Here is a 13,194-nt window from a genome sequence, read left to right on the forward strand (position 1 = left end):
GTCGTTTGCGCTGTCTCGTAGGCTACTCTGCGCTCGTCAAGAAGGCGATTATACAGAAGCCTACAACGTTCTACCGTGAACTGAATTCGACCCTGTTGTTCCTTGGTTGGATAGAGCCTGAACTTGTACGCTGCTCATACGATCACCTCGATTTCTGTTCACGAAGGACTCTCGAAATGTGCCCTTTGAGTTGTTTGACGACCTTGTGTATCCCGTATTGTGGATCACACTTGATGAGAAGGTGAACGTGGTCAGGCATGATTTCCATTTCAACGATTTCGGTCTGGATTTCTGTCGCCTTCTGTATTAACAATTGCTTCAAACGTGATTCAACAGGCTCTACAAGAACCTTTCTCCAGTATTTCGGACAAAACCACAACATGGTACTTGCAGTCAAATGTGACATTTCGATTCGATTCGACGTCTCTACTCATTGCGATCACCCAAGAACATCTTACCAAAACAAGTTAGATACCACTATTTCATCTAGCGCTTAGTTGATCGTTAAAAGACATTTCGCCTAACGACGAGCGCCTTATATTCCCATAGCTAAAGCAAGGGGTTTTACGGCGCATCTGATAAAAAATCGGCATGCCACGATTAAGCAAATACCAGAAACGATTTTTGGTATATAAACCCAAATCGGTGTATATTCTCGAGATTTATTAGGAACATTATTCTTGGACTCTAGCTCTCGTTGTGCCTATCCACTTTTCATATTTTCAACTTCACTTGGACGAATTCAACACGTTTCATACGCCGATGGCAACATGAGCAAGGAACTAAGCTAACAACCCACCCAAGGCTCTTTATTATCTTCCAGATGTCGCACTTTTTACAGTGAAACCATTCCACATTCATCTCAAATACCCAGCCTCATTCAAGGCCTGCAGTGCATAAACTGCAGTCAATCCATCAATACGGTTCAGTCCACTACAAGAGAGCGCTTTTTCTTTGTTGTACAACGTATCACTCGGTTCGGCTAAGCTCATACAGACCTGATACGTCGGTATCGCCAAGAAGTATCCGGAGAGGGTTTGACCAGCAATACATGTGAAACCAGTTCCACGTCCCTGTACGGTAAATTCCACGTGACTTCCATGGTTCACGAACCACCGAATGAAGCCTTCCCATTCTTCATCTTCGTACACGAAAGACAAATCAAGTGCCTTCCGTTGTCGTAAGATGTCTTCATCTTTGACAGGTCCTGTGGCAATCAATTCACTTTTCATCATTTCATATTCCACCGGAGTTGCTCCCTGCTTCAAAGATGAAAAATACCGTTTCATGGACATTTCACCTAATTGGGACTCCGATATGCCCAGTCCCTCAGCTGCCTGCATGGCTTCGAGCTTCGTATCTGGCGTTACGTATAACACAATCTTTTCTGTCTGACGTTCATTCTGCGGCTTTTTTGGCCTGGCCACATGTACCACTCCAGAATATTATTTATATATTAATTATATACACAAAATGGGCCAAGTAAAACTTCAGAGGAAAAAAAGATGTAGGGGGAGACCCTACATCAAACCCATTGACTTAAGGCTGCAAAAAGAGTGATCGCAAACGACAATATGGTCTAGGACAGCGATTCCTAGAATTCGGCCGGCCTCAACTAGGCGCTTCGTCACCTGTACATCTTCCGTTGAATATTGGCTGTTTCCTGATGGATGGTTATGGCAGACGATGATCGAGGAGGCATTGGCCAAAATCGCAAACTTGAAGACTTCACGTGGATGCACTATCGTCGCATCGAGCGATCCAACCGATACGGTATGTATCGCGTTGATGACATGCTTCGTATCGAGTGCCGCCACGACGAAATGCTCCCGGTCCACACCTTCGAGATAACTTTGGAAGATAGATGCGGCATCATCTGCACTGCGTATCGAGAATCGTTCAGTTTCCAATGTTGCCTCCCGAACCTGTACAACTCTCACGATATCGATGTTCTCCATGTGTAAACTCCTCCTATGGCGCGCTGGCCGAATCGTACCCGTTTCGGGTCAACCCAGCCCCATCATGCGAGTGCACCCGGAGGGCCGAAACAAAGTGGAGGACTGGCTGCTTTTTCGGGCCAGTTGCGCCGCATGGCACAATAAAGAGACCCGAGCGGAGTCGAGTCCCAACCACTACAGACCACCGTTACGCCACTTCCACCAACCACCCAAGTGTGCCGAGGAGTCTTGCTGAGAAGTCGCACACACCGAATAACAATGCACAATCAGGTATAAAAAATCACGCAGGTGCAATCTTTTGCATTCCATCCTCCAGAGAATATAAAGCGGCATTGAAACACCATGAAACACCCAGTTCAGCACACCACACCGTTTTTTGACCCAGCTACGAGTCGGCACCAATTCCCTGTTCAGCCACACACACCGCTTGGATGTCCATCTTTTGTACCCAACCACCAACTGCAACCCCAGAACCATTTCCACCCCTCGATCCACCATCGGCCTCTATGTTTTGTTTTGTCTTTGTCCTTTCTCTTTCTTCTTTTCATCACTCACTACTACACAACTAAAAAATCCTATACAACTAGCCCGCCCGCCGCCCCGTTGACCCCACTCCTGTGGGGGAGAAAGTGGTCGAGGAAGGGAGTCGCGGGACGATTTTGCCGCGACTCCCTTCCTCGAAGGCGGGAGGAGCTTGTTGTATAAGGGATTTTTCCACCATCCTAATATTTGTCGATGTTCAAATCATAAATTGAACACTTTAGATTTCATCACTATAGATTTGAACATATTAGAATTGAACACTTAGATTTGAACTTTGGCTTTAACCTACTACATAGTCCCATATCGTCTTTGTAATGTTCTTCATCGGCAAGCAATTCCACCCGCCCTTTTGTCTCTCGTCTAAAGTCAGAAAAGCAATATTCTCAAACTGGCGAAATTCAGCGATGGATTGTAGCGGCAGAATGGAATTAAAAACTCGCCTCTTCCTCCCGTTTGTTTCCACAGATCGTTCATGACCGACCACCAAAATAAAAGGCTCTGCGCCATACTTTTCACGCCACGCTTGCTGCTTTCGATACGCTTTCCAGCGTTCTATTTTTTGCCGGAAACGCCTTCGATCTGCAGAACGCTCGTACTCAATATGTAAAACCCTTTCGCCTTTTTGTGTATAAATATGAAACACAGCATCCGGCTCGACCGTGAAAGTTTTGCCTCCAGTCACCGAAAAAGATTGCCTTGTTAATCGAGTAGGTGTCCACTCGAACCGAAGCTTTTTTGCAATCGCTTCTTCAAAGAAATCCAGACAGAAATCATTCAATTCCAGTTCGTGAATAATGCGCGAAAGCTCAATGATGTTTCCGTCTTCCCGATAGTACAAGCTGGAAATGTCCTGTTCTAAAAATCGAGTCTTAGAGATAACTTCATAACCCAATTGACTGATCGAGAAGATATAGGGCGCCGATCCCTCGTTTTTCATGACCATAGGACGATACCGAAGGACGAGGCCAATTTGAAACAATTTCCGCATTCTTCGGCTGCATGTGTAATAACCAGATTTACTACGAAAATGTATCCGGACGATCTGATTCAAAGTTAGAAATCGATGCTCTAGTAGCGCTTGCAAAATATCGAGGTCCCTCGAAGTCAGATTAAATTTATCCTCTTCAATCGGCTGAAGAATTCTCATCAGTTCCCAAGCTTCTTCGGATCTCTCCCATAACGGAAGTGCAGTCGTTCGTAAAAAATCCATTAGGAGTGAACTCCTTTCACAGAGTATTTTTTAAGATGGCGATACAGAAAGACCCGCGGTGACACGTCCAATTCGCCATCATCCTCAAGCGCTTCGATGGTCTGAAGAAGTTCAAGAACTCGGCTGTACATTCCCTGTGGCTCAAGTCTTAAGTCACGAAGTACTTCCCCGATGATGTCGTTTGTAAGTCCAGCGATTTCCGGCCATACCATCAATGGCTCATCAGCCGCCTCTTCAACAACCCGCACCACTTCTGTCTCAGGGGATTCTGTCCATTCGGGATTGGGTACAATTGTGCTTTCTGGTTCCTCGGTAACTTCCTGTCTCGGTTCGGGGAAACTCACGGGCGTAATCGAAAGGATTCGTTGTTCTGGCCAAGGATGAGCATTCATCCATTCATCCTTTGCTCGCGGGTCTAACGGTCTTGTTTGTGCAATAAACGCAGGAAGCGGTTCCCCATCAACTACAAACCGCGCAGCTGCATGGAAGCGTGGCAAACTGTTGATGTCATCCGGTCCAATTAAAATCCGATCCTGGATTTCATCGGTGACACTGAATAGATTTGTAAAGCGAAGCGCAAATGATTTCGCCCAGGTCTCCGCCTCCGCCTGCTCATTCGTTCGAAAGACCACCTTGTGGCCAAACAGTTGCATAAACGTCTCTCGAACTTCGGGAGACAAACTAGAAAGTGACAAAGTCGCGGCTGCCGTTCTCGCTCCATATTTCCGCGACTCCTGAAGCAAGGTTTGTAGGGCCTTATTCGCATACCCATGCACTTCATCAAGAAACAGATTGACCATCACCCGCTGGCTTTCCGGTAACTCTGCCTGACTGTTCACACCCTGGAACACAAGACTCATGAGCATGTTGGCAAACAGATTTGCGGTTTCCTCCCCAACCTCGTTTTTCGCAGTATAGAGGAGCAATACAGCCCGTTCGTCGATGATTTTCCGAATCGTGATGGGATTCGGATGACAAAGCATCGTACGTACACGATCACTCGACAAAAGCTCTGTTAATTTGTTCAGAATCGGCCTGACCGTTCGGTTATACTCACCTTTGCTCTCCAACAAGAGCGGAAACTGCACATTCCAGTAAAAATACTCTTGAGAATCTTCAGGTAAATAACTCCGCACGCTGTTTCTGAATTGCTCTTTCACCAGCATTTGTTGAACGTGTCGGAAATCAAGGAGCGGAATCGCCTTGCGCCAGTCATCGGAATGCTCCCGAACTTTACGCAACGCATAGATCGGTTGTTGTAAGAATTCAGCCGACTGCCACATGACCGAACTTTCACCATAAGCCGTTCGAAACGCAGCCAACAAGTTGCCTGCAAGCTGATCGGTCGGCACCGTATCGTCCGAGAGTATATTGAGTCCCCATTCTCCCGGGCGTGAAAGGTCAAGAATATAGACGGGCTTTTCCGGCGGGATATATCGCAGAAACTTACGTGCATCTTCACGATCCGGCGTCACAATGACGGCCGCTTGCTTGGGGTCTGAAAGTACACCTCCTGCGTACTGACGAAGCGCTTCCGACTTACCGCTCCCCTGCATCCCCACAAGAAAAAGATTCTGGTATCGCATATCCTCTGCAATGCCAACATCCCGCCCTTCTTCTGTCGTCATAAAGGCGGTTTGAACGTCACAAGGTAATCCCCTCGGAACAGGAACACGCCGGATGGAACTACGTCGGAATCCAGCGCTACGCAAACGCATCGAGGGCAACTGTAAAAGTGTAGCTAGGTGGAATGAAGACAACGTGACAGAAGGACCGACACCCATAGATGGCATCCCAAGCGTTGTCCATGTCCACCAAAGTTTTTTCATCATGAGGAGACCAATGTATCCAAAGTAACTTTGGGGAATGAGACGGTTTTCGGCGGAGGCCTCGGTCATCGCGCCAATGACACTTTGCCGTGCTTCGGAAGAACCAGCAAACAAGCGGATTTCTGTGTGGTAAATTCCCTTTCCTCGACTTTCAACAGATGCCTTGAGTTCTTTCTGTGCAATCATGCCAAGCCCGGGATCCAATGGATTGTGGGCCGATCGCTTCACTCGATTTTCCTCAAATCGCTCGTGCAACTTCCTAAGCTTCTTTTGCTTCCGTAGACTAAGTGGCACCATCACGATCTGAAATCCACAATCATCCTCTACATCATCAAGGGCAGAAAAAAAAGATTCCGAGATAGAAGCTTGATAGTTCTTTAAGGTCTGCAACGGATAAAACCAGTTCCGTTCTAAACGAAGCTGTAAAATATCCTTCGGAAGGGGCCTCTCCTGCCTCTCTAAGCGTTCAAAACGAACGTTTTGATAGGTAGCCTTCAACCGCCCACAAATCCGGTCCAGAATCGCACCAGGGGCCGTTAAACGAATATACTTGTTCCCGTTCTCCACGCCTTGTTCCCAACTTACGTAAGAGTATCCCGTAAACCATCCGATCCACTGAAAACGAGGGAGGAGCATCCCATTGACCGAATCGAAAAACTTTGCGATTTCAAACGGTTCTGTCGTATCATCTCGACTCAATACAACCTCAAATGTTTGCAACCGCTTACCACGTTCAAAGCGGAAGAACAATTGCGAAAATTTTAATAGCCCCCATATCACCAATACAGTGACAATCGCCCACGCCATAATATGTACCGCACCCATTACAACGGGCTCTAAGTGGTACCACAATATTTTGCCAAATTCATTGGGATGTTTACGAACGACAGCCCACCCTTTTTTCCCGACAATAAAATATGCCCCGCCAATCAAAAGGATCGCAGCACCAAGGATAATTGCAAAAATACTCCCCATCCGCTCGTCGTCTTCTCTGGACATATTATCAAACATACTTTTGCCTCACCTCTACTTCACTCGATACAAACGTGGTTTCTCCCAATCTCCCCTTAAAATATGGTTCTTTAGTGTTCTCCGTTTTTGTCTCTGATTTACGAATCGAGCAACATCTCGAATCAGCTGATAGAACACATATAAAACAGCAATGGGGCCAAGAAGCATGGAACATACGAACTTGATAGGCAACACGAAAATAATCCACAACAACTTAAGGAAAAACAGCACATCCAAACAGCGCATAAACAGCCCACTGAAGCCGGGAATAAGCCATTGAATCAATCGATTGATGGCATACCACCCAGCTGGCGCCGTGATAAAGGTGAGCATTGGGGGCTTCAAATTGTCAGGTAGATTGAGGCTTACGATGAAAAATATCACCATACCAATTAGTACTCGATATGGGGATTTCACCAATTCCCAGAATCTCTCCCGCAGAATATACCAAAGCACAAATACGCCTCCTTTTGGGATAGCTGTCGTCCTTTGCTTAAGACTTAGGAGGGGTGATTTGAATAGGTTTCTTACGACGCGGTTGCAGTTGTATCTGGTCCCTGGATGAAGGCTCATTTAACGAACTGGGGTTATAAACACCATCTTCCACCGCCCCCCCTGTTTGAGGATCCAAATCCACTTTAAGGGGAGCCATACTCACTTGCTGATGAACAACATGTTGAATCCCTTGACTCTCCACCATTAACCCCAGGCGAATCAAATTTCGAAGACGTTCACTAATGCGTTTCCGTGGTGTTTCTGAAATAATTTGATGAATGTCAGAATCGTAGTCCTCATCATAAGACAACAGAAATTTACTGGTGCTCATACAGTGACCTCCTGCGTATTGGCCAAGACATACTTGCGCAGACCTCTAGCAATCGCTAATTGAGGGTCTTCCAAGAGCTCAATGCGCGGATTTTTCGGAGACCATTCTAAGAAATAAGACCAAAATGCATCACCAGTTCCACCCGCCAAATAGATATGGTTAAACTGCAGACGGTCTGGAAATCGTTGCGTGATTGCACCAAGCATTTGTTGCCATGCATCATCCATGATGTCTTTTCTTTGTTCTGTAAGATTAATTGGTTCCGCCTGTCCAAAGGTATAAATCAATTTGTCTGAGCCACTTTGTTCTCGAACTTGTCGTTCTACTTCGTAGGTATTCGGACGAACTTTCGGATTTATACGCTGTATTTCTTGCATCAAAGCCCTATAGACATCATTCATGCCGATGGGCTCACTAATCTGCTCAATAATAATCAAACCGTCAAACACGGTCATATCCATCGTTCCAGAGCCACAGTCAATGACAAGCGACTTCCCGTCTTCAAGAGTCTCATCTTGAACATATCCTTCATCATCAACATACCGATCCATCAATACGGCGACCGGCTGACTGATAATCTCTAGTTTCTTAACCATAATCACAACTTGTTTGCCATTTTTCCGCCCAACAATCGGATCTGCAAACCATTTATGTAGTGCCTCAATCGTTTCTTCACGATAATCCTCTGCCGGCGTTCCGATACCTAATTCAACCTCAATAACATCCGTCGAACCGTCGCGTGTTGCCGCATCAATCAGTGCTAGCTTTGTGAGTGTCTGAAACTCACGACGGGAAATCCGGTCTTCTCGGTCATAAGCACTAATAGGCGTCGCTGCAGCTGCCTGTACATTGTCATAGCCTAGAACGTAATCCTTATTCTCAAACGAAAATACATTGTCGATCCTGTTCATCTTTGATTTCTGTGCTTGCACCGCTTGAGCCTTAGCATTGTATACACCATAAACAGAAGGATAAACATCCGAATAGCCCTGCCCAGACTCAGTACGAACACACAAACAGATGCTTCCATTCCCCACGTCTAAGCCTATATACTTCATAATCCGCACCCCTTATACGCTGAAATGGTATTGCCATGTTACATTATAAAACAACACGGAAGTTTGTGTATCTTATTTATCTCTTATTTCATTATTAAATATATAAAACGCGACAATCACACCGGGTTGTACATCCTATTTATATATTTAAATTGCTTTTCACCAGCAACCAAAACAATTTATATATCTTTACGATATCTATACGAAATATCATTTCTCCCTAAACTAATCCATTCAAAAAGATTTCTTACTGATGGGGACATTAAGCCCTCTAAGGGACACGCCTTGTAACTTCATCTGCCTCTAAAGCAACTTCTACTATCTAGAACACCATCAAAGAACGTCTTCCTTATCCAATTCGATATGCTAAAGGAACATAGATATCCTCGTATACGCATCTATCCTAAGCGAGCTGACGTTTCTCTCTTTGCTTAATTTTTGGGATCGCTATTCGCTAAACCAACCTGTATACGGCAGGATTTTATATTTATCTCGAAGAAGAAAGGTTAACAGCAGTATCTAAACCCTATAGCGGGAGGTGCTAACAGTGGAACAATGGGATAAGACATTTAGCGCACGCGAGGTTAGTCAACAAATCGACGTTAAACCAGTAACGCTCAGAGCATGGGCAAAAGCATTAGAAGACGCTGGATATCAAATATACAGAGATCCACAAGCAGGAAGATTGTATACTGAACGCGATATATCAGCGCTAAGAAAATGGAAAGAATTCATGGACAAAAATCTCACTTGGGAGCAAGCAGCTAAACTCATCATCGAGGAATTTGGCGATGCTCTAGCACCAGACGCTAGACCTGGAGAACGGTCCGATAATGGTGCTATAGCGGAGCTAAAGGAATACATGCAACGGCAAGAGGAATTTAACAAAGCATTGGTTGAGCGCTTGGAATGTGAAATCCAAGATCAACGCAATTACATACAAGAAATCCTTGCTGCACTCGCCGAAGATAAGAGATACCTACTTGAATCCTCTGAAGAGGAAAGAGTACAGCTGCAACAGCGCCATGACGAACTTAATCAAAAAATAATAGATAAGCTCGAAGAGCAGAACAAGCAGCTTTTGGAAAAGGTTGAAGAGCAACAGCGCTATATCGACGCTACACTGCAACGCAGAGATGAACAATTGATGCAAACGATTCGATCCATGCAGGCAAATACAATGAAAGAAGTAGCTGCGACTTTAGAGCAAAAAAAGAAGAAGCGGTTCCTAGGGTTGTTCTAATATATCGGTGCTATAGCGTTATAATGATGGTGAAGCAGGTTTTCTTAAACGGGTGGCGAGGTGGGCGAAGACGTGACCGAGCTCAATGATACAATTAGAAAAATACATTTACTTGTCGGGAGTGGGCCCCACGGAGAGGAACAGTGTTCAAAATCGAATGTTGGATGGAATCAAGATTAATAATATCGCCTGCACTGTTATTCTGGTTAAGGGATTTCAGATCAAAGGGAGAATTGAGTATTTTGATGACTTTTGTGTAATTCTCAATGCTGATGGAAAACAGCAGACGATCTACAAACACTCTATCTCGACCATTATTCCATCTAAATCTGTAACGTTAATGCGGCCAAATGAAAAAGCAAATGACTGATACGCATTACAATTAGGTGCTATTTTGAAAAATTACCCACTTATTGGTACAAACCTGCACGATTTCACGCCAGGGATATCAACCTAGCCCCACCTATCTGCCACTGACATGACATCGCTCGCTGTTTGACAGCCCCCTTTCTCGTAAAAATGTCGGAATCCCTTTGTTCCATAAGAGATTCGGCGCGTTTCTGAACAATAGGTACGCGCTACAATGACATTGAATCGTTCTTATACGGTATATGTTTCTATTTTGAATAGAGTAGCAACCCTATTTGCGCACCTCTTTCACTTTTATGTCTTGTCATATATCCAATAAACAACATAATATGTCTATTGTTGCTCTTTGTTTACGCCGCGAAGAAGCGGTGTGGCTATGAAAACGCCAAACACAGCTGCAAATAGTCCTAAAGTCAATGGGATCGGGAATCCTGGGCTAATTCTCCAGTGATCCCATGTTTCAGAGACCGGAATCATCACCATTGCTGCAATCGCACCCATAATTAAACCTGCCAGGTTTATACCAAGACGACCATTACGCCCTTTCACCCGAAAAGACGTGTGCTGTCGCAGATCACTGAACGTGACCCGTGTAGCCCTCCTAATATGCGCGTAGATATGAACGGCGACAAGTGGCAGCCATATAGCCACGCTTGCCGCATGGATAGTAAAAAACAGCCCCATATGTGTCGGACCTATAATCGCTAGTGAAAAGCCACTGATAAAGACCAATAGCGTCATCAACACGAGAAATGGAGCTAACAACCGTAGCCAAATATTCGGTGTTCCACTTTTCACAAATATAGGATTTCTTGTATAGTAACGAACGAACTTAAATCCTGTACTAAACATTTTGATCACGATCGGCCCCGAAAGAAGAACACCTACGAAGATATGCACGGAAAGCAATGCGTGCAGATTCGCAGTAATAATAAGCTGAGTCACAATAAGTATGAACAGGATGGTTCCTGCAATGGCAGTCATCCGTTCGTTTCGAACAACCGATGATCTATTCAATTGTCTTTGCAGTTTTAGCGCCTCCATCCACACACTTTGTTCAAAAGCAGCTACTAAAAAAATCAAATAACCTAACCAATCTTGTGGTGTAACATAGTCTCTCCTTATTAGCTTAGCGTGCTAATCTTACAGAGAAATAAACATTCGCTTAATAGAAGCTTAACCTTGATGTGTGAAGGAAAGGACGAATTGGTTCAAAACCGTTTTGGTCCATTCCGGCTCAGCCGAGAAGGCTGTTGACAGCAAGCAGTCGGCTTATCTGACCGACCTTCTCCAGACATATCATCTGCTGTGTCCATTCGTTCTATGGATTTGGTCAATTCTATTATGGAACGGGAAAAACATATGGTTTATAGTATTTTGGTTTGAAATCGCTCATAATTAGGAGTCCAAAACGAAATCAAATAAACATCACCTTAGATTCGCGTTCATGCTAGCCATGTTCTCTGGCTTGGGACCGTTTACCTTTGATATGTATCTTCCGTCGTTTCCCCAAATGGTGAAATTCTTCGGAACGTCTGCATCCACGATCCAGGTCAGTTTGACGGCTTGTCTATTGGGATTAGCACTTGGATAAATCACTATGGGTGCACTAAGCGATGTCCACGGCAGACGAAAACCAATCATCATCGCCATGATGATTTACTGTCTATCCTCGCTCGGTTGTGCCTTTGCACCGAATATCGAGGTTTTTATCGCCCTGCGTTTTATCCAGGGATTTGCGGTGTCGGCTGGAACGATTTCAAGTGCGATTGCTCGTGACACCTACAACGGTACGGAACTCACGAAGTTCTTTTCATTGATTAGCGTAATGAGCAGCGTCGCCCCTTTGCTCGCACCCCTTGCGGGAAGTGCGGTCATCTCGTTCACCAAATGGGAGGGCGTGTTTTATTTATTGGGAATGCTCGGATTCGTCCTTTCTATTACAACGATTTGGAGACTGAAAGAAAGCTTACCTGTGCAGAAACGGATTCGCAGTAATCTTTTCGATATGTTCTTAAATTTTAAAACGCTCCTTGGAAATCAAGTATTTATGGGCTACGTATTGGCGCAAGGCTTCCTATTTGGGGGGGTCTTCGCTTACGTCGCTGGTACACCGTTTGTGTATCAAAAAATTTACGGAGTTTCTCCGCAAGTGTTTGCTATGCTTTTCGCATTAAACGGAATCGTGTTAATTAGTGCCTCACAAGTTGTCCGAAAATTAGCGGGGCGAATCTCTGAACATCGCATTCTCCATTTCGGGTTAGGATTATCGCTCATCGCAACGATTACCTTACTCGTTGTCGTTTTGATACATGGACCACTGTTTTCGCTTATGATACCACTGATTTGTTATGTTGCATCAATGGGGACCATCGGTCCCGTTTCGTTTACCTTAGCAATGGAATCCCAAGGACACATCGCGGGTAGCGCATCTGCGCTACTCGGCGTGATTCCGTTTTTATTAGGTCAACCGTAAAAAGATCACTCTGAATCATAGGCTTTTGCTGCTCCTGTCGTGCTCATGTTCGTCGGACGCTGTCTGCCACGTTGGACACAAGAGTCAGTTCAGAGAACGGCTTATCGCGCCCATCGCCCGATTGACGTCCGTTTGCCCTCCAAAGCTCTATCGTCGAGCAGATGATTTTTCATAGCGTTGCAAGCCAGCGTCGTGCAAAGTTCTTCCGACATAGCCCAACTCTCGACGGGCAGCGTCATCGTTGACGGTGAACTCACGCCCAATCATGCGTATCATCGAGCGTGAAATTGGCGGATCGCCGTCTTTCCGCGTAACGGCCCAGATCGTGTCGAGCAGCCGGCCAATTGCAGAGGCGAGCCAATAGGGCATCGAACGCAGCTTATCGATGGACAGGCCCTGCAAGTTCGCGAGCGAGGCGACGAACTCACGGAAAGTCTGCCCTTCTTGGTCTTTGATAAAGAAGGCATGACCGCCTTCTCCGCGTCCAAGAGCGCATTGTATGGCTTCGACCACATTGTCCACGTGACAGGTTGAAAAAGCGTAGTCGCCACGGTTGATGAAGGCGAGCTGTCCAGATCTGACTGCTTCGGGAAGCGCTCGGCTGAACAGATCACCAGGTCCCCAGATAGTCGGTGGGCGAAGCGCGATCGTGCGAAAGCCAGTTTTGTTGG

Annotated in this window: 12 protein-coding genes and 2 pseudogenes; 3 read left to right on the forward strand and 11 right to left on the reverse strand. The window is 45.5% G+C overall.

Annotated features, from left to right (window positions below):
* The 9 genes and pseudogenes from ACFSB2_RS16775 to ACFSB2_RS16815 form a co-directional block, all read right to left on the reverse strand.
* Positions 1 to 119, reverse strand: a pseudogene (locus tag ACFSB2_RS16775) (helix-turn-helix domain-containing protein); the annotation flags it as partial.
* Between the two features lie 41 nt (positions 120 to 160).
* Positions 161 to 434: pseudogene (gene tnpA / locus ACFSB2_RS16780) on the reverse strand (IS200/IS605 family transposase); the annotation flags it as partial.
* Between the two features lie 423 nt (positions 435 to 857).
* A complete protein-coding gene (locus ACFSB2_RS16785) occupies positions 858 to 1,427 on the reverse strand; it encodes a DUF6618 family protein (protein ID WP_377944256.1) in 570 nt (189 codons plus the stop codon).
* 93 nt (positions 1,428 to 1,520) lie between these two features.
* Complete coding sequence (locus ACFSB2_RS16790) at positions 1,521 to 1,958, reverse strand: JAB domain-containing protein (protein ID WP_377944257.1); 438 nt, start codon at positions 1,956 to 1,958, stop codon at positions 1,521 to 1,523.
* 823 nt (positions 1,959 to 2,781) lie between these two features.
* Entirely contained in the window at positions 2,782 to 3,711 is a 930-nt protein-coding gene (locus tag ACFSB2_RS16795) for a replication-relaxation family protein (protein WP_377944258.1), read from the reverse strand.
* Entirely contained in the window at positions 3,711 to 6,551 is a 2,841-nt protein-coding gene (locus tag ACFSB2_RS16800) for a type IV secretion system DNA-binding domain-containing protein (protein WP_377944259.1), read from the reverse strand. Before ACFSB2_RS16800 ends, ACFSB2_RS16795 begins: the two co-directional genes overlap by 1 nt.
* A gap of 15 nt (positions 6,552 to 6,566) precedes the next feature.
* Positions 6,567 to 7,007 (reverse strand): hypothetical protein, encoded by a 441-nt coding sequence (locus ACFSB2_RS16805; protein WP_377944260.1) that lies wholly within the window; start codon positions 7,005 to 7,007, stop codon positions 6,567 to 6,569.
* Between the two features lie 37 nt (positions 7,008 to 7,044).
* The gene (locus ACFSB2_RS16810; RefSeq protein ID WP_377944261.1) at positions 7,045 to 7,377 is read right to left on the reverse strand and encodes a hypothetical protein; all 333 of its coding nucleotides are present in this window, start codon (positions 7,375 to 7,377) and stop codon (positions 7,045 to 7,047) included.
* Positions 7,374 to 8,435: a ParM/StbA family protein gene (locus ACFSB2_RS16815; RefSeq protein WP_377944262.1), complete on the reverse strand. Its 1,062-nt coding sequence runs from the start codon at positions 8,433 to 8,435 to the stop codon at positions 7,374 to 7,376. Before ACFSB2_RS16815 ends, ACFSB2_RS16810 begins: the two co-directional genes overlap by 4 nt.
* Positions 8,436 to 8,982: 547 nt before the next feature.
* Here ACFSB2_RS16815 and ACFSB2_RS16820 point away from each other — a divergent pair.
* The gene (locus ACFSB2_RS16820) at positions 8,983 to 9,678 is read left to right on the forward strand and encodes a MerR family transcriptional regulator (protein WP_377944263.1); all 696 of its coding nucleotides are present in this window, start codon (positions 8,983 to 8,985) and stop codon (positions 9,676 to 9,678) included.
* Positions 9,679 to 9,763: 85 nt separating this feature from the next.
* Positions 9,764 to 10,048, forward strand: a complete 285-nt coding sequence (gene hfq, locus ACFSB2_RS16825; protein WP_377944264.1) for an RNA chaperone Hfq — start codon at positions 9,764 to 9,766, stop codon at positions 10,046 to 10,048.
* A 332-nt stretch (positions 10,049 to 10,380) separates the two neighbouring features.
* Here hfq and ACFSB2_RS16830 read toward each other — a convergent pair whose 3' ends face one another.
* Positions 10,381 to 11,130: a hypothetical protein gene (locus ACFSB2_RS16830; RefSeq protein WP_377944265.1), complete on the reverse strand. Its 750-nt coding sequence runs from the start codon at positions 11,128 to 11,130 to the stop codon at positions 10,381 to 10,383.
* A 517-nt stretch (positions 11,131 to 11,647) separates the two neighbouring features.
* On the opposite strand from ACFSB2_RS16830, the gene ACFSB2_RS16835 reads away from it, so the two are divergent.
* Entirely contained in the window at positions 11,648 to 12,523 is an 876-nt protein-coding gene (locus ACFSB2_RS16835) for a multidrug effflux MFS transporter (RefSeq protein WP_377944266.1), read from the forward strand.
* A 147-nt stretch (positions 12,524 to 12,670) separates the two neighbouring features.
* Here ACFSB2_RS16835 and ACFSB2_RS16840 read toward each other — a convergent pair.
* Positions 12,671 to 13,194: NAD-dependent epimerase/dehydratase family protein (locus ACFSB2_RS16840; RefSeq protein WP_377944267.1), on the reverse strand; the 524-nt coding region annotated here is incomplete at its 5' end.

Origin of the sequence: Alicyclobacillus fodiniaquatilis, from assembly GCF_042678105.1 — a bacterium.
In the GTDB taxonomy this organism is placed as follows: domain Bacteria; phylum Bacillota; class Bacilli; order Alicyclobacillales; family Alicyclobacillaceae; genus Alicyclobacillus; species Alicyclobacillus fodiniaquatilis.

Bases quoted from the DNA above. Each gene is read 5' to 3' on its own strand.
- ACFSB2_RS16800 (WP_377944259.1), bottom strand. From the start codon at position 6,551: ATGTTTGATAATATGTCCAGAGAAGACGACGAGCGGATGGGGAGTATT.
- ACFSB2_RS16835 (WP_377944266.1), top strand. From the start codon at position 11,648: ATGGGTGCACTAAGCGATGTCCACGGCAGACGAAAACCAATCATCATC.
- ACFSB2_RS16810 (WP_377944261.1), bottom strand. From the start codon at position 7,377: ATGAGCACCAGTAAATTTCTGTTGTCTTATGATGAGGACTACGATTCT.
- ACFSB2_RS16815 (WP_377944262.1), bottom strand. From the start codon at position 8,435: ATGAAGTATATAGGCTTAGACGTGGGGAATGGAAGCATCTGTTTGTGT.
- hfq (WP_377944264.1), top strand. From the start codon at position 9,764: ATGATACAATTAGAAAAATACATTTACTTGTCGGGAGTGGGCCCCACG.
- ACFSB2_RS16790 (WP_377944257.1), bottom strand. From the start codon at position 1,958: ATGGAGAACATCGATATCGTGAGAGTTGTACAGGTTCGGGAGGCAACA.
- ACFSB2_RS16795 (WP_377944258.1), bottom strand. From the start codon at position 3,711: ATGGATTTTTTACGAACGACTGCACTTCCGTTATGGGAGAGATCCGAA.